Source organism: Pseudomonas sp. TZ252, from assembly GCF_056110345.1.
This window is the reverse complement of the sequence record NZ_CM148566.1, coordinates 5,240,025-5,257,439: the sequence shown is the minus strand read 5'-3', so window position 1 is coordinate 5,257,439 and position 17,415 is coordinate 5,240,025. Positions and strand designations below refer to the sequence as shown.

Here is a 17,415-nt window from a genome sequence, read left to right as displayed (position 1 = left end):
AAACCTTCTGGACGATCTCTACACGGATGACCAGGGCAGCCAGGACCTGACGGGCCTCCGTCAGCCTCGCAAGATGCGTCGTGAAACCAAGGAGAAGCCGCGCAAGCGAACGCTGCGCGACTCCCGGCCGGACCGTCCCCTGTAGGAGCTACGCTCGCCTAGCGGGCGGGTTCGCCGCTCCGAACGCCCCTCTCCCTCAAGGTCAGAGGGCTGGTTTGCCTAGAGCGGATTTGTAGAAAGGCCCGCCAAGGACGCCCGGGCGTCTTCGGCGGGCCTTTTTCATGCCTTTCCGCCACGCGCCCCGCACAGGTATCCGTCCTGTGGCGGGGCGCGTGCCTCAGAGCATTTCCAGCTTCGACATCAGGTCGTTCAGGCGCTCGGCCTTCTGCTCGCTGATCTCGCTCGGGGCCAGGGACTCGATGTAGCTGGCCAGCTCTTCCACCGTGGTGCATTCGAACATCGCCCGTAGCGGCACGTTGCGTTGCAGGGCCTTCTGCACCCGCGAGGCGATCTGGGTGGCCAGCAGCGAATGCCCGCCGAGTTCGAAGAAGTTGTCGCACACCCCGACCCGCTCGACCTTCAGCACCTCGGCCCAGATCCGTGCCAGGGTTTCCTCCAGTTCGTTGCGCGGGGCCTGGTAGGCCTGGTTCTGCATCTGGCCGATGTCCAACGCCGGCAGCGCCTTGCGGTCGAGCTTGCCGTTGGCGTTGAGCGGCATCCGGTCCAGCACCAGCCAGTGCAGCGGCACCATGTAGTCCGGCAGGTCGGCGCGCAGTTGCTGCTTGATCCGCTCGAACCAGGCGCCCTGCTCCACCATCAGTCCGGCCGGCGAGTCGGCGCTGGAACGCGGTGTCTCGCCGGGAACCAGGTAGCCCACCAGGTACTTGCCGTTCGCCCCTTCCTGCACCGCCACCGCCGCCTCGCGGACGTCGGCGCGTTCGTGCAGGCGTGCCTCGATCTCGCCCAGCTCGATGCGGAAGCCGCGGATCTTCACCTGGTGGTCGATCCGCCCGACATATTCCAGCAGTCCGTCGGCGCGCCGCCGCGCCAGGTCGCCGGTACGGTACAGACGCTCGCCCGGCGCGCCGAACGGATGCGGGACGAAGGCCTGGGCGGTGCGCAGCGGATCGCCGACGTAGCCACGACCGACGCCGGTGCCGGCCACGCACAGCTCGCCCACCGCGCCCAGCGGCACCAGTTCGAAGGCGTCGTCGGCGCCGGCGCCGAGCAGGTACAGGCGGTTGTTGTCGGTGGGACTGCCGATCGGCAGGTAGGTGCTCTCGGTGGAGGCCAGGTCGACGCGGAAGAACGCCACGTCGTCGGAGCATTCCGCCGGCCCGTAGGCATTCACCAGGCCGATCCGCGGGTAGCGCTTGAGCCACTGGCGCGCCAGTTCCGGCGGCATCGCCTCGCCGGTGGGCAGCATCCAGCGCAGGCCGTCGAGGGCCTGGCGCTCTTCGGCGAGCATGCCCTGGATCAGCGACGGCACGCTTTCCAGCACCGTGATGCCCTGTTCGCCGACGTGCGCCAGCAGGCCCTGCGGATCGTGGGCGATGGCGTTCGGCACGATCGCCACGCGGGCGCCGAACAACGGCGCGGCGAGGAACTGCCAGACCGAGATGTCGAAGCTCTGCGAGGCGGTCTGGGCGATCACGTCGTTCTCGTCCAGTTCCAGGTACGGGACCTTGCTCAACTGGTTGTTGAGCATGCCCGCCTGCTCCACCATCACGCCCTTCGGCAGTCCGGTGGAGCCGGAGGTGTAGATCACGTAGGCGAGGTTCTGCGGCCCGCTGTAGACCTGCGGATCGTGCTCGGCGCCCTCGCCCTGCTGGATCTCGTCCCACACCAGCAGGCGCGGCCGGTCGACGCAGCCGAGTTCGTCGAACAGCGCCAGCGCCTGCTCGCGGCAGGCCTGGGTGCAGACCAGCACCGGCGTGCGGCTCAGCTCGACGATCCGGGTCAGGCGCTGGGTCGGATGGCCGGGGTCGAGCGGCAGGTAGCCGGCACCGGCCTTGAAGCTGCCGACGATCATGCCGAGCAGGTCGAGGCCGCGCTCGGCCAGCAGTGCCACCGGCTGGTCGATGCCGACGCCGGCGGCGCGCAGGGCGTGGCCGAGGCGGTTGGCCCGGCGGTTCAGCTCGGCGTAGCTCCAGCGCTGTTCCAGGCAACTGGCGGCGATGCGCTGCGGATGGGCTGCCACCTGCGCCTCGAACAGCCGCACGTAGCCTTGCTCCAGCGGGTAGTCGCGGGCGCTGCGGTTGCAGCCGTCGAGGAGGAAGTCGCGCTCGTCCTCGCCGAGCAGCGGCAAGGCCTCCAGTTCGCCGTGGAAACCGTCGGCCAGGGCCAGCAGCAGGCGCTTGAACTCGCCGAGCAGGCGCTCGACGGTCGGCGCCTCGAAGTAGCGCTGGTCGTAGGACAGGTGCAGGCCGAGGTCATCGCCCGGATAGCAGACCACGGTCAACGGGAAGTTGGTGTGGGTACGCCCGGAGTCGGAACTGGCGTTCAGGCTCTGCGCGCGGTCCAGTACCGAGACTTCCACCGGAGCGTTCTCGAACACGAACAGGCTGTCGAACAGCGGCTGGCCCTTGGGCAGCTCGCTGCTTTCCTGGATGGCCACCAGGGGCAGGTGCTCGTGCTCGCGCAACTCCAAGTTGCGCTCGAACAGCCGGTTCAGCCATTCGCGTACCGTGCAGCGCTGGCCGGCGGCCGGCATCTGCACGCGCAATGGGATGCTGTTGATGAACAGGCCGACGGTGCGCTGCATTTCCGGCATGCCCACCGGACGCCCGGCCACGGTGACGCCGAACAGCACGTCGCGCTCGCCGCTGAAGCGGCGCAGGGTCAGCGCCCAGGCGGCCTGGGCGAAGGTGTTGACGGTGAGCTGGTAGCGCTGCGCCAGTTCGCGCAGGCGCGCGCCGTCGGCGGCGTCCAGACGCGTGTAGCGGTCACCGACGATCATCCCGCCGCTTTCGCCGGCGTGCTCGCGGAGGAACGGGCGGTCGCTGGGTACCAGGGTCGGCCGCTCGAAGCCGCGCAGGCTCTCGCTCCACCAGCGACGCGATTGCTCCAGGTCCTGGCGTTGCAGCCAGGCGATGTAGTCGCGGTAGCGCGGCGGCGTCGGCAGGTTCGCCGGGCGGCCTTCGCCGAGGGCGCCGTAGATCTCGAAGAAGTCGTTCATCAGCAGGCCACGGCACCAGGCATCGATGAGGATGTGGTGGTTGCTCATCATGAACCAGTAGCGCGCCTCGCCCAGGCGGATCAGGCGCAGGTGGAACGGCGGCTGTTCGAGCAGGTCGAAGCCGGCCTCGCGCTCGCGCTTGTGCAGCGCTTGCAGGCGCTCCTCGTGGCCGTCCTCCGGCAGCTCGCTCCAGTCGAGGAACTCGATGCGGGTGCGACCGGGCTTGTGGATCACCTGCAGCATCGTTTCGCCGGCATTCCAGACGAACGACGCGCGCAGCGCCTCGTGGCGGGCCACCACCGCCTGCCAGGCGGCGGCGAAGCGCTCGGGATCGAGCGGGCTGTCGATCCGGTAGCGGTCCTGCATGTAGTAGATGCCGGTGCCCGGTTCCAGCAGGGTGTGCAACAGCAACCCTTCCTGCATCGGGGTCAGCGGATAGACGTCCTCGATCTCGCCGGCCGGCACCGCCAGGGCGTCCAGTTGCGCCTGGCTCAGTTGCGCCAGCGGGAAGTCGGACGGGGTCAGGCCGCCGGCGCCGTCTTCCAGGCAATGCTCGATCAGCGCCTGCAGTTCGGCGAGATAGGCCTGCGCCAGCTCGTTCACCGTCTGCGCGTCGTAGCGCTCGCGGCTGTAGGTCCAGCGCAGCACCAGCTCACCGCCGTAGACCTGGCCATCGACGCTCAGCTCGTTGGGCAACGGCGCCTGCTCGTCGTGGATCGGCCCGGTGGGCTGGTCCAGCGGCTGGAACAGGGCGTCGGCGAAGCTCTGGTCGAACTGTCCGAGGTAGTTGAAGGTGATCGGCGCCGTCGGCAGCGCGGCCATCGCCTGGCGCACCGCCGGATCGGCGAGGTAGCGCAGCACGCCGTAGCCGAGGCCTTTGTGCGGCACCGCGCGGAGCTGTTCCTTGATCGCCTTGATCGACTCGCCCGGGCTCTGCGCCGGGGTCAGGCGCAACGGGTAGGCGCTGGTGAACCAGCCGACACTGCGGGTCAGGTCGATATCGTCGAACAGCGCCTCGCGACCATGCCCTTCCAACTGCACCAGCGTCGACGGCTGCCCGCTCCAGCGGCAGAGCACGCGAGCGAGGGCGGTCAGCAGCAGGTCGTTGACCTGGGTGCGGTAGGCCGCCGGCGCCTGTTGCAGCAATTGCCGGGTACGTTGCGGATCGAGCCGCAGGCTGACACTTTCCGCCAGCGCCTCGCGGTTGTCGCCCTGCGGGCGGTCGCACAGCCACTCGACCGGCTGCCCACCCAGCCGGGCTTGCCACCAGCCCAGCTCCTCGCGCAGCGATTCGCTGCCGGCGTAGGCCTGCAGGCGTCCGGCCCAGTCGCGGAAGGCGCTGGTCTTGGCCGGCAGCGCCGGTTCGGCGCCCTCGGCGAACTGACGGTAGACCTGTTGCAGGTCCTCCAGCAGCACCCGCCAGGACACCCCGTCCACCACCAGGTGGTGGATCGCCAACAGCAAGCGTTGCTCGCCGGCCGGGCCGTCCACCAGCACCGCGCGCAGCAGCGGCCCCTGTTCGAGGTCGAGGCTGCGCTGGGCCTTGGCGAACAGCTCGGCGCATTCGTCGAAGGATTGCACCGGAACGTGCCAGAGCAGTTCCTGTTCGCGCAGCGGACGATGCTGCGCCAGCCACTCGCCGTCGACCTGGCGGAACGCCAGGCGCAGGGCATCATGCTGTTCGACCAGGCGTTGCAGGGACTTGCGCAGCAGACCGAGGTCAATGGCCTGCCGCGGCTGCAACAGCAGCGACTGGTTCCAGTGTTCGCGGCGCGCCAGCGGCAGGTCGAAGAACCAGTGCTGGATCGGCGTCAGCGCGCTGTCGCCCTGCACCGGCCCCTGCTCGGCCTGGCTGGCCTGGCTGTGCCGGGCCACCGCGGCGAGGCTCTGCACGGTCTGGTGCTGGAACAGGTCGCGGGGGCTGAAGTGGATGCCGAGCTGGCGGGCGCGGCTGACCACCTGGATCGACAGGATCGAATCGCCGCCCAGTTCGAAGAAGTTGTCGCCGAGACCTACCCGCTCGACGTTCAGCACCTCGCGCCAGACCCCGGCCAGTTGCTGCTCCAGCACGCTGCGCGGGGCCTCGTAGGCCTGCCGGTTGAGCGCCGGGTCGGGCGCCGGCAGCGCGCGGCGGTCGAGCTTGCCGTTGGCGGTCAGCGGCAGGCTGGCGAGCAACAGCAGGTGGGCCGGCACCATGTAGTCCGGCAATTGCTGCTTGAGATGCGTTTTCAGCGCCTCGCGCAGCGCCGCCTGGGCGTCCTCGTCCTGCTCGGCCACCGCGCTGGCGACATAACCGGCCAACTGCTTGCCGCTCGGGCTGTCGAGCGCCAGGACCAGCGCTTCGCGAACCTGCGGATGCTCCAGCAGGCGCGCCTCGATCTCGCCCAGTTCGATGCGGAAGCCACGGATCTTCACCTGGTGGTCGATGCGGCCGACATATTCCACCTGGCCGTTGTCGCACAGGCGCACCAGGTCGCCGGTGCGGTACAGGCGGCCGCCCTCGGCAGCGAAGGGATCGGGCACGAAGCGCTCGGCGCTGAGCGCCGGACGCTCATGGTAGCCGCGCGCCAGGCCGGCGCCGCCGACGTAGAGTTCGCCGGTCGCGCCCTGCGGCACCAGGGCCAGGTCGGCATCCAGGATGTAGGCGACCCGCGCGCCGACCACGCTGCCGATCGGCACGCTGGCGGCACCCTCCTCCAGTCGTTCGGGAGCCAGGCAGGCCAGCGGCATGACCACCGTCTCGGTCGGTCCGTAGGCATTGAAGAACGACGCCGGGGCGAAGGCCTGGCGAATCCGTTGCAGGTGCTCGCCGGTCAGCGCTTCGCCGCCGGTGATGCACATGCGCACCGGCAACTGCCGGCCCTGGCTCTCCAGCCACTGGGCGAGCTGGCTGCCGTAGCTCGGGGTGAAGCCGAGGATGCTCACGCCCTCCGCACGGATCAGCTCGCAGATTTCCTCCGCGCCCCACTGGCCCTGGGCCCGCAGCACCACGCGGGCGCCGCACAGCAACGGGGCCAGCAGGCGCTCGCTGGCAGCGTCGAAGTTGATCGAATAGAAGTGCAGTTCGCAATCCTCGGCGCGCATGCCGAAGCGCTCGATCACCGCGGCGCAGTGCATGGCGATCTCGCCGTGGGAGACCGCCACGCCCTTCGGCTTGCCGGTGGAGCCGGAGGTATAGATCAGGTAGGCCTGGTGCTGCGGCCCGCTCAGCGCTGCCAGCGGCGCGGGGTCCTCGGCGTCCAGCGCCGGGCCGTCCTCCTCGAGGCACCAGCGCGCCACGCCTGCCGGCAGCTCGCCGAGGGCCTCGAACAGCGCCGCGTGGCTGAGCAGCAGGCGTACGCCGCTGTCCTCGATCATGTATTGCAGGCGCTCCAGCGGATATTCCGGGTCCAGCGGCACGTAGGCGCCGCCGGCCTTGAGGATCGCCAGCAGGCCGACGACCATCTCCAGCGAACGCTCCAGGGCCAGGCCGACCCGCACTTCCGGGCCGACGCCGTGACTGCGCAGGACGCGCGCCAGACGGTTGGAGCGGGCATCGAGTTCGGCATAGCTCAGGGTCTGCCCGGCGAAGGTCAGCGCCGGGGCCTGGGGGCTGGCCGCCACGCGGGCGGCGAACAGGCCATGGAGGGTGTCCTGGAGCCCTGCCTCGCCGGCCGTGCCGGCGAGCAGCAGTTGCTTCCGCTCCTCGGCGGCGAACAGCGGCAATTCGGCAATGCGCCGCTGCGGGTCGCCCAGCAGCGCCTCCAGCAGGTTCTGCCAGTGTCCGGCCATCCGCGCGATGCGCGGTTCGTCGAACAGGTCGCGGCTGTAGGTCAGGCAGCAGCCGAGGCGCTGGTCGAGGTCGGTGACCTCCAGGTTGAGGTCGAACTTGGTCGCCCGCGCATCGTTGGCGATGTACTCGACGGTCATCCCGGCCAGTTGCCGGGTCTGCTGGAACTCCCAGCGCTGGACGTTGCACATCACCTGGAACAACGGGTTGTAGGCGGCGCTGCGCGGCGGTTGCAGGGCTTCCACCAGGTGGTCGAACGGCAGGTCCTGGTGCGACTGGCCATCGATCACGGTCTGCCGCACCTGCTCAAGCAGCTCGCCGACGCTCATCTGTCCGTCGAGCCGGCAGCGCAGCACCTGGGTATTGAGGAAGGCGCCGATCAGCCCTTCGCTCTCCGGGCGGATGCGGTTCGCCACCGGCGCGCCGATACGCAGGTCCTGCTGGCCGCTGTAGCGGTAGAGCAAGGCCGCAAGGGTGGCGGTCATGGTCATGAACATGGTCAGCCCGCGGGCGGCGTTGAAGCGCCGCACGCGCTCGGCCAGCTCGGGGCTCAGGTCGAAGCGGTAGAGGTCGCCCTGGTGGCTCTGCACCGGCGGGCGTGGCCGGTCGCCCGGCAGTTCGAGCAGCGGATGCTCGTTGCCCAGCTGGGCCTTCCAGTAGTCGAGCTGGCGCTGGCGCTCGCCGCTCTCCAGCCACTCGCGCTGCCACACGCTGTAGTCCAGGTACTGGACCGGCAACGGCTCCAGCGGCGATTCGCGGTCGTCGAGGAAGGCCTCGTAGAGCGCGCCCAGTTCGCGGGCGAAGATGTCCATCGCCCAACCTTCGGTGACGATGTGGTGCAGGGTCACCACCAGGTAGTGCTCGCGCTCGGCCATCTTCACCATGCAGACCCGCAGCAACGGCCCGCTCTCAAGGTCGAAGGGCCGGTGCGCCTCGCTGTCGGCGAGGGTCTGCAGGTGCTGCTGGCGACTGTCGCGGTCGAGCGCGGAGAAGTCCTGCCAGTCCATGTGCAGGCCGCCATCGCTATGTACGCGCTGTACCGGCACGCCGTCGACGCTGGGGAACGTGGTGCGCAGGGTCTCGTGGCGCTGCACCAGGGCCTGTAGCGCGGCCTCGAAGCGCGCCACGTCCAGCGGCCCGCTCAGGCGCGCCAGGCCGCCGACGTTGTAGGCCGGGCTGTCCGGCTCCAGTTGCCAGAGGAACCACATGCGCTGCTGCGAGTAGGACAGCGGCACCGGCTGCTCGCGGTCGATGCGGCGGATCGCGCCGTGGCTGTCGGTACGTCCGGCAGCCTGGGCTGCGCGGACCTGTTCGCAGAAGGCCTCCAGTTCGCTGGCCTCGAACAGCGCGCGCAACGGCAGTTCGACGTCGCAGGCCTGGCGGGTGCGCGAGACGATGCGGGTGGCCAGCAGGGAATGCCCGCCGAGTTCGAAGAAATCGTCGCGCAGGCCGACCCGCGGCAGGCCGAGCACTTCGCTCCAGATCGCGGCGATGCGCCGTTGCAGCTCGGTCCGCGGCTCGACGTGCTCGCGCTGCTGCCAGACCGGCTCCGGCAGCGCCCGCGTATCCAGCTTGCCGCTCGGGCCAAGGGGCATCTGCGCCAGGCGCATCAACTGCGCCGGGACCATGTATTCCGGCAGTTCGGCCTGTAGCGCGGCGCGCAGGCGCTGGTTCTGCTCGGCTTCCGCCTCGGCGCCGGCAGCGCCGGTGTAGTAGCCGACCAACTGGCTGCCGGCCACGCCTTCGCGGATCACCACCACCGCCTGGGCCACCCCCGGCTGCGCCAGCAGGCGTGCCTGGATCTCCTCCGGCTCGATGCGGAAGCCACGCAGCTTGACCTGCTGGTCGAGGCGGCCGAGGTATTCCAGCACCCCGTCGGCGTTCCAGCGCGCGCGGTCGCCGGTGCGGTACAGGCGCTCGCCGTCGGCCGAGAACGGATCGGCGACGAAGCGCTCGGCGCTCAGCGCCGGGCGCCCCAGGTAGCCACGGGCCAGGCCCAGGCCGCCGATGCACAACTCGCCGGCGACGCCGGCCGGCAGCAGGTTGAACTCGGCGTCCAGCACGCGGCAGACCACGTTGCCCAGCGGCCGGCCGATCGGCGAACGCTCGCCGTCTTCCGCGCGGCACTGCCAATGGGTGACGTTGATGGCGGTCTCGGTCGGCCCGTAGCGGTTATGCAGGGCCACCGCCGGCAGGCGTTGCAACACGCGGTTGCGCAGCTCCGCCGGAAGCGCCTCGCCGCCGGAGAACAGGCGGCGCAGGCTGCCGCAGGCGGCGACGCCGGGTTCGTCGATGAACAGTTGCAGCAGCGGCGGCACGAAGTGCAGCGTGGTCACCCCGAACTGCCGCACCAGTTCCACCAGGCGCGCCGGATCGCGGTGCTCGCCGGGGGCGGCGAGGACCAGCCGGCAACCAGTGACCAGCGGCCAGAAGCACTCCCACACCGACACGTCGAAGCTCACCGGCGCCTTCTGCATCAGCACGTCGTCGCCGTCGAGGGCGTAGGTGGCCTGCATCCACTGCAGGCGCTCGGCCAGCGCCGCGTGGGTGTTGCCCACGCCCTTCGGCTGGCCGGTGGAGCCGGAGGTGTAGATGACGTAGGCGAGATTGTCGCCGTGCAGGTGCAGGCCCGGTGCCTGGCTCGGCCAGTTGTCGAGTTTGAGGCTGTCCAGGCAGATCGGCGTGACGCCCTCCGCGCCAGGCAGGCGCTCGAACAGATGGGCCTGGGTCAGCAGCAGCTCGACGCCGCTGTCGGCGAGCATGTAGGCCAGGCGTTCGCTGGGGTAGTCCGGGTCCAGCGGCACGTAGGCGCCGCCCGCCTTGACGATCGCCAGCATACCGACCAGCAGTTGCGGCGAACGCTCGGCGCAGATCGCTACCCGCACGTCCGGGCCGACGCCCTTGTCGCGCAGGTAGTGGGCCAGGCGGTTGGCCCGGGCGTGCAGTTCGGCGTAGCCGAGGCTGCCGCCGTCCCACTCCAGGGCGACGCGTTCGGCGGACTGCGCCAGTTGCCGCTCCAGCAGCTCCGGCAGCCAGGCGCGCGCCGGCTCGCAGGGCGCGCTGCCCCATTCGGCGAGGCGCGCCGCCTGCTCGGCGTCGACCAGGGCGATATCGCCGAGGCAGCGCTGCGGGTCTTCCGCGACCTGGCGCAGCAGCTCCAGGTATTGCGCGGCGAAACGCCGGATGCTGGCCTCGTCGAAGAGGTCCGCGGCGTAGTCGAAATTCAGGGTCAGGCGACCGCGAGCGTCCTCCTCGCTCTGCAGTTGCAGGTCGAACTTGGCTTCGCGGCTGTGCCAGGGCAGCTCGTCGGCGAGCAGGCCGGGCAGCCGGCGCAACGCCGACAGGTCGCGCTGCTGGTGGTTGAACAGCACCTGGAACAACTGGCCGCCCTGGCCGCAGGCCGCGAGCACCTGGTCGAACGGCAGGTCCTGGTTGGCCTGGGCGCCGAGGGTCGCCTCGCGAGCCTCGCCGAGCAACGCGGCGAACGGCTGGCGCGCCCGGGGCGTGCCGCGCAGGACCAGGGTGTTGATGAAGAAGCCGACCAGCCCCTGGGTCTCCAGGCGCTGGCGGTTGGCGCTGGGCACGCCGATGCGGATCTCGCCCTGCCCGCTGTGGCGATGCAGCAGCGCCTGGAACGCCGCCAGCAGCCACATGAAGACACTCGCCTCATGGTCCAGCGCGGCCTCGCGGATAGCCCGCGCCAGGGCTTCGTCGACCCGCAGGCTGTAGCGCGCGGCGGGCGACGCCTGGCGCGCCGTGCGCGGATGGTCGGTGGCCAGTTCCAGCACCGGCGCCGTGTCGCCCAGGCGCTCCCGCCAGTAGGCCAGTTGGCGGGCGCCCTCGCCCGCGTCCAGCCACTGCCGTTGCCAGGCAGCGAACTCGGCGTAGTGCAGTTCCAGCGGCGCCAGGTCGGCCGGCTGGCCGCCGCAGGCTTCGGCGTAGAGCCGCGAGAATTCGTCGAGCAGCAGGTTCAGCGACCAACCATCGGCGACGATGTGATGCAGGGTGACCCAGAGCTGGTGCTCCTGTTCGTCCAGGCGCACCAGGCTGACCCGCAGCAGCGGCCCCTTTTCCAGGTCGAACGGCTGCTGCGCCTCGGCTTCGCGGCGCTGCGCGGCAGCCGCGGCGCGTTCGTGCTCGGCCAGCGCGGCGAGGTCGACGAACTGCCAGGCGAACTCGCCCCGCTCGTCGATACGCTGCAAGGCCGCGCCGTCGCGCTCGAGGAAACGCGTGCGCAGCGCTTCGTGGCGTTCGACCAGGCGCTGGAAGCTGGCGCGCAGCGCCGCTTCGTCCAGCTCGCCGCGCAGGCGCAGGCCGCCGGGGATGTTGTAGGCGGCGCTCTGCGGATCGATCTGCCAGGTCAGCCAGAGACGCTGCTGCGCCGCCGACTGCGGCAGGTCGACACCGCGCGGCAGGTGCGCCATCGGTGCCTCGGCCGGCAGGCCGGCGGCCAGTTGGCGGGCCACCGTGGCGCTGAAGGCCTGCAGGGTCGGCGCCTCGAACAGTTGGCGCAGGTCGAGGGCGACGCCGAGACTGTCGCGCACCTGGGCGACCACCTGGGCGGCGCCGATGGAATTGCCGCCAAGCAGGAAGAAGTGATCGCGCGGCGCTACCTGCGCCACGCCCAGCCGGGCCTTCCAGATCTCGCCGATGCGTGCCAGCAGTTCGTCGTCGCCTGCCGGCGGCTGCGCCTCCTGCACGGCCTGGAGGCCGGGAAACAGCGCATAGCTGTCCAGGCTGCCGTCTTCCAGGCGCAGGCGGCAGGCGGAACGTTGCAGCTTGCCGCTGGACGTCTTCGGCAAGGCGCCGGGATTGAGCAGCGCCACCACCTTCGGCGCTTCCTGGTAGGCCTCGGCCACCGCCTGGCGGATCGAGTCGATCAGCTCCTGGGCCGGCACCGATTTCTGGACGCCGCGACCGATCTCGGCGGCGATGCCGATGCCTTCCTCGCCATCGACCGTGACCGCGAAGGCCGCGACCCTGCCCTTGCGCGCCGACGGCACCTCGCTCTCGACGGTGCGTTCGATGTCCTGCGGATAGAGGTTGTGGCCGCGGACGATGAGCATGTCCTTCAGGCGCCCGGTGACGAACAGTTCGCCGTCGCGGAGGAAGCCGAGGTCGCCGGTGCGCAGCCAGGTGCGCCCGTCACGCTCGACGAAGGTCTTCGCCGAAGCTTCCGGGTTGCGCCAGTAACCGTGGGCGATGCTCGGCCCGGCGGCCCAGATCTCGCCGACGTTGTCGTCGCCGAGGACCTCGCCGCCCGCCGCGTCGACGATCAGCACGGCGTGTTCCGGCTGGCTGCGGCCGCAGCACATCAGCACGCTGCCTTCGCCTTCGGCGATGCGGTTGCGCGCCAGCGCCTCGCCATCCACCGCCAGGGCGGGAATGCCCTGGCCGCGCTGGCCGCCGGTGACGAACAGGGTCGCCTCGGCGAGGCCGTAGCAGGCGAAGAAACTGGACGCGTCGAAGCGGCTGGCGGCGAATTTCTCGGCGAAGCGTTCCAGGCTGTCCTGGCGGATCGGCTCGGAACCGGAGAAGGCTACCCGCCAGCCGCTCAGGTCGAGACGCTGCAGGGCCGACTCGGCGACCCGCTCGCTGCACAGCCGGTAGGCGAAATCGGGACCGCCGCTGACGGTGCCGCCGTACTGGCTGATGGCTTCCAGCCAGCGCACCGGACGTTCGAGGAAGTAGCGCGGCGACATCAGCACGCAGGGTACGCCGCTGAAGATCGGTTGCAGCAGGCCGCCGATCAGGCCCATGTCGTGGTACAGCGGCAGCCAGCTGACGATCACGTCGTCGGCACCGATGCCGAAGCCTCGGCGGATCAGCACCTCGTTGGCGACCAGGTTGCCATGGCTGACCTGCACGCCCTTGGGCAGTGCGGTTGAACCGGAGGTGTACTGGAGGAAGGCGATGTGCTCGGGACGCACTTGCGGCTCGTCCCAGGCCTCGGCAACGGCCGGGTCCAACTGGTCGACGCAGAGCAGTTGCGGGGCGTTGGCGGCGGACAGTTGCGCGTTCATCTGCAGCAATGGCTCGCGCAGGTCAGCGGTGGTCAGGACCAGGCGCGGCTCGGCGTCGGCGATGATCGACAACAGGCGTTCCTGGTGATGGCGGCGCGCCGATTCCGGCGGGTAGGCCGGCACCGCGATGACCCCGGCATACAGGCAACCGAAGAACGCCGCGACGTAGTCGGGGCCGCTGGGAAACAGCAGTACCGCGCGATCGCCCAGCTGCGCATGGGCCTGCAGGGCCGCGGCGATGCTCCGCGCGCGCAGGTCGAGATCGCGATAGCTGAGGACCACGCCTTCGCCATCGTCCTCGGCGAGGAAGCGCAGCGCCAGGCGCTCGGGCTCCTGGACAGCGCGGCGACGCAGGGCCTGGACCAGGGTGGTGGGAAGTTCGAAGGCGTCCATCATGTGTTTTCCTGCCTGAATTCGGCTTGCAATCGAGTTCTAGTGAGTCCCGGAAACAGTCGTCGCGGCCGCCCCTCAACTGGCGGCGCGCATGCTTCCCCGGACCTTGTCCTTGTGCCAGCGCAGCAGATGCTGGCCGGCGTAGCGACGCAGCAGGCGCAGCAACTGCCCCTGCTGTTCACGGATGAAAAAGTGCTGCCCGTCGAGCAGGTCGAGGGTGAAGTCGCCCCCGGCCTCATGCAGCCAGCCGAGCAACTCGGCGCTGCGCAGGCTGTCCTCGCGTCCGCCGAACAGGTGCAGCGCCGCTTCCAGCGGCCCATGCGCCTGGTAGCGGTAGCTGCCGGTGACGAGAAAGTCCGCTCGCACCACTGGCAACAGCATCTGCATCAGCGACGGATCGTTGAGGACGGCCTCCGGAGTACCCCGGTAGTCGCGCAACGCGGCGACCAGTTCGGCGTCGGCCTTGGCGCGCCGGTAGCCGCTGACATCGTTTTCGGCGGGCGGGGATACGCCGGAGAGGAATAGCGCCAGCGGCCCTTCGAGGCCGCGCCGACGCATGGCATGGGCCAGTTCGAAGGCCAGCAGCCCGCCCAGGCTGTGGCCGAAGAAGGCGTAGGGAGAAGCGCTATCGAGGGTGCCGTGCAGCTCGCCGGCCAATTGCGCGACCAGGCTGGCGGCATCGGTATGCAGGGCCTCGCCGAAGCGAAGGCCGCGCCCCGGCAATTCCAGGGGCAACAAGCGGATCCAGCCCGGCAGGCTGGGCTGCCAGCGGCGGAACAGCGTGGCGCTGGCCCCCGAATAAGGCAGGCAGAACAATTGCAGGGAAACGGCCGGGCTCACCTGCCGACCTCCTTGCGCCGCTGTCGTGGCCCTCGTCCGGGGCAGAGCGCTTTCCCATGATCGATCGGCATTTCCGTCTCCTGCTGCGCACGCCGGGGCGCCGGGCACCTGCCCGCGCTGTCACAGAGGGGAACGGATAACAACGGCAAATAATTAGCGCATGTAACCGCAATCTCCGGGCAACCGCGGAGCATTGCGCGAAAGGACGCCAACCCCTATCCATTCTGATGGGTTGTGCCCGGCGCTATCGCCGCATCGGCGATAGCGATGTACGCCATGGAGCAGCCGGGAACGGTTGTCGCAGCGCCTTAGCGCAGTTCTTGCGCGGAACGCCGGCAGGAGCGGCGAGGCGGTCAATACCGATTTCTAACTAGCTGATTCCTAAAGATTATTAAAAAAATTTCGTCTGCGACGCATGACTGCAACATTGGCGCGGCCATCCTTCTGAAACGCCGAAGAATTTCTCCCCTCCATCATTCGCAGCGGCTATTTGCCAGCATGCGGACCATTCACGAATAAAGGTGAGATTGGTTATTTCTTCGTAATTGACAATCATTATCATTCAACATAATTTGTTGCGCCATGTGTGGGTCTTACCCCACCGCCAGTGCTCTGCAGCCCCCTCCGCAGCAAGGTGATTTCCATGTCGGAACAACTGTCTACCCGCAGATGCGATACCCCGCTCCTCCAGGCATTCGTCGATAACCGTACGATCCTGGTGAAGATCGCCGCCCGCATTACCGGTTGCCGCTCGCGAGCCGAAGATGTGGTCCAGGATGCGTTCTTCAGGCTCCAGTCGGCGCCGCAGATCACTTCGTCGTTCAAGGCACAGCTCAGCTACCTGTTCCAGATCGTCCGCAACCTGGCCATCGATCACTACCGCAAGCAGGCGCTCGAACAGAAATACTCGGGGCCGGAGGAAGAAGGCCTGAACGTGGTGATCCAGGGCGCCTCGCCGGAAACCTCGCACATCAACTACGCGACCCTCGAACACATCGCGGATGCCCTCACCGAGCTGCCCAAGCGCACCCGCTACGCCTTCGAGATGTACCGCCTGCACGGCGTGCCACAGAAGGACATCGCCAAGGAACTGGGCGTCTCGCCGACCCTGGTCAACTTCATGATCCGCGACGCCCTGGTGCACTGCCGCAAGGTCACCGCCGAGCGCCAGGGCGACAACGTCACCCATCTCAGCGCCCGCCGCTGACGGCGGCGAGCATTCCTCAGCGCCGGTAGCGGCGCACCGACGCCGCCTGCGCCTCGGCCCTGGCGGCGAAATGGGTTCCCAGCAGCAACAGCGCCGCGCGCTTGTGGCGAAAATCGAAGGGTTGGCCGCAGCAGCGGCAAAGGCCCGGCGCGGTTTCGCAGCGCGCCTTTCCCAGCGTTGGCCTCGGCGGCTCAACGGGACCGTCCAGGTAGAAATGGTGGACCAGCGCCGCCAACCACTCCGCCACCCGCTCCGGCTCTCCCCGCTCCCGCGGCCCAAGGGCGTAAAGCAAGCCCGTGGGATCGCCACGCCGGCGCTCCTCCTCGATGAATGCGCAGGTCGCGACAGGTTCAGGACACTCCTGCGCCGGTTCGTGCGACTCGTTGCACGCAGGCCGCTGCCTGTCGCAGCGGGCATATGGATCGGCCTCGCGGCGCTCGAGGGGCGACGGAAACGACAGGCTGGAGGCTGGAGACGGAAGCATGGCCGGCTACTCGTGGGGCTTGCCTGAGTAACGTCGCATCCCGCCGCGAATTTACCCGTCCAGCCCGGCGTCCGGCCGAACGGCCATCAATAGACTTCCGGCACGATGATCTCGCCGGGCGTCGGATGCCTGACGTAATCGGCGTGGCGCAGGCGCTCCGGCAGGTGTACCGGCGGCTGCGGAACTTCCCGGTAGGGCATCTGCTGCAACAGGTGGTGGATGCAGTTCAGCCGCGCGCGCTTCTTGTCGTCGGCCTGTACCACCCACCAGGGCGCCTCGGGGATGTGGGTGCGTTCGAGCATGGTTTCCTTGGCCTTGGTGTAGGCCTCCCAGCGCCGCCGCGACTCCAGGTCCATCGGACTGAGCTTCCACTGCTTGAGCGGATCGTGGATACGGCTGAGGAAACGCAGGTGCTGCTCGGCGTCGGAGATGGAGAACCAGTACTTGAGCAACTGGATGCCCGAGCGCGCCAGCATCTTTTCGAACTCCGGCACGCTGCGGAAGAATTCCTCGTATTGTTCGTCGTTGCAGAAACCCATGACCCGCTCGACCCCGGCACGGTTGTACCAGCTGCGGTCGAACAGGACGATCTCGCCACCGGCCGGCAGGTGCGAGACGTAGCGCTGGAAATACCACTGGGTCTGCTCGCGGTCGTTCGGCGCGGGCAGCGCGGCGACCCGGCAGACCCGAGGGTTGAGGCGCTGGGTGATGCGCTTGATCACGCCGCCCTTGCCCGCCGCGTCGCGTCCCTCGAAGAGAATCACCACCTTGTGCCCGGTGTGCACCACCCAGTTCTGCAGTTTCACCAGTTCCCGTTGCAGGCGGAACAGTTCGCGGAAATAGCGGCGCCGACTCAATTCGCCGGGCGCATCCTCCTGCTCGGGACCGAACAGCTCGTCCAGGTTCAGCTCGTCGTCGAGCAGTTCCTGCTCCAGCTCTTCGTCGTGTCGATCGAGCCAGTCGCGACCGATGCGGCCCGAGGTATCGCCATAGGAGTCCATGCGCTGCTCTCCACGTCATGCCGAAATACCGCGAATGCTAGGCGTGTCTTCATGACGGTTTGGTGACGGTTCGATGAAAACGTAGCGATCGCCCGCCGTCGAAAACAGTCGAAAGGTCACTGAAAGTCAGAAAATTCCCTAATCATTTGAATGACTTGGCCTAAGCTGGCCAGCCTCTCCGCACTTTCCACATGCTCCGCGCACCCCGGCGACCGCCGGGGCGAACCGCGCCCTTGCGGCGCCATTGATCGGAGATCGACCATGCAAGCGTTTTCCAAACAGCAACTCATCGATGCGCTGAATGCCCAGAGCAGCGACCTGGCCACCCTGCAGAGCCTGGTCATGGGCCTCTACCTGTGGATTCGCGACAGCCATGGCCAGGCCAGCGTCGATGCGGCCTTCCAGCGCGCCCGCGAGGAGGCCAGGCAATTCCGCCAGCAGAGCGGCAACCAGGCTGACGAGCGATTGATCCTGCACCTGGCGGAAATCGTCCGCGAACAACCCTGAGCCATGACCGGCA

Annotated in this window: 6 protein-coding genes; 2 read left to right on the top strand and 4 right to left on the bottom strand. The window is 68.8% G+C overall.

The features are described from left to right. Positions 1-337: 337 nt before the first annotated feature. Positions 338-13,366 carry a pyoverdine non-ribosomal peptide synthetase/polyketide synthase PvdL gene (pvdL, locus tag ACYAF3_RS24465; RefSeq protein ID WP_073658786.1) on the bottom strand — a complete coding sequence of 4,343 codons (13,029 nt, stop codon included), beginning with the start codon at positions 13,364-13,366 and terminating at the stop codon, positions 338-340. A gap of 72 nt (positions 13,367-13,438) precedes the next feature. Next, complete coding sequence (pvdG, locus tag ACYAF3_RS24460; RefSeq protein ID WP_003102981.1) at positions 13,439-14,203, bottom strand: pyoverdine biosynthesis thioesterase PvdG; 765 nt, start codon at positions 14,201-14,203, stop codon at positions 13,439-13,441. A gap of 643 nt (positions 14,204-14,846) precedes the next feature. Here pvdG and pvdS point away from each other — a divergent pair. Next, a complete protein-coding gene (pvdS, locus tag ACYAF3_RS24455; RefSeq protein WP_003113068.1) occupies positions 14,847-15,410 on the top strand; it encodes a pyoverdine signaling pathway sigma factor PvdS in 564 nt (187 codons plus the stop codon). 16 nt (positions 15,411-15,426) lie between these two features. Here pvdS and ACYAF3_RS24450 read toward each other — a convergent pair whose 3' ends face one another. Then, entirely contained in the window at positions 15,427-15,894 is a 468-nt protein-coding gene (locus ACYAF3_RS24450; protein ID WP_031756288.1) for a hypothetical protein, read from the bottom strand. Between the two features lie 86 nt (positions 15,895-15,980). Then, on the bottom strand, positions 15,981-16,895 hold the full coding sequence (gene ppk2 / locus ACYAF3_RS24445; protein WP_003089666.1) for a polyphosphate kinase 2: 915 nt from the start codon (positions 16,893-16,895) through the stop codon (positions 15,981-15,983). A 261-nt stretch (positions 16,896-17,156) separates the two neighbouring features. Between ppk2 and ACYAF3_RS24440 the strand changes: the two genes are divergently transcribed. Further along, on the top strand, positions 17,157-17,402 hold the full coding sequence (locus tag ACYAF3_RS24440) for a hypothetical protein (RefSeq protein ID WP_003113070.1): 246 nt from the start codon (positions 17,157-17,159) through the stop codon (positions 17,400-17,402). Positions 17,403-17,415 lie beyond the last annotated feature (13 nt).

Bases quoted from the DNA above. Each gene is read 5' to 3' on its own strand.
- pvdL (WP_073658786.1), bottom strand. From the start codon at position 13,366: ATGATGGACGCCTTCGAACTTCCCACCACCCTGGTCCAGGCCCTGCGT.
- pvdS (WP_003113068.1), top strand. From the start codon at position 14,847: ATGTCGGAACAACTGTCTACCCGCAGATGCGATACCCCGCTCCTCCAG.
- ACYAF3_RS24450 (WP_031756288.1), bottom strand. From the start codon at position 15,894: ATGCTTCCGTCTCCAGCCTCCAGCCTGTCGTTTCCGTCGCCCCTCGAG.
- ppk2 (WP_003089666.1), bottom strand. From the start codon at position 16,895: ATGGACTCCTATGGCGATACCTCGGGCCGCATCGGTCGCGACTGGCTC.
- ACYAF3_RS24440 (WP_003113070.1), top strand. From the start codon at position 17,157: ATGCAAGCGTTTTCCAAACAGCAACTCATCGATGCGCTGAATGCCCAG.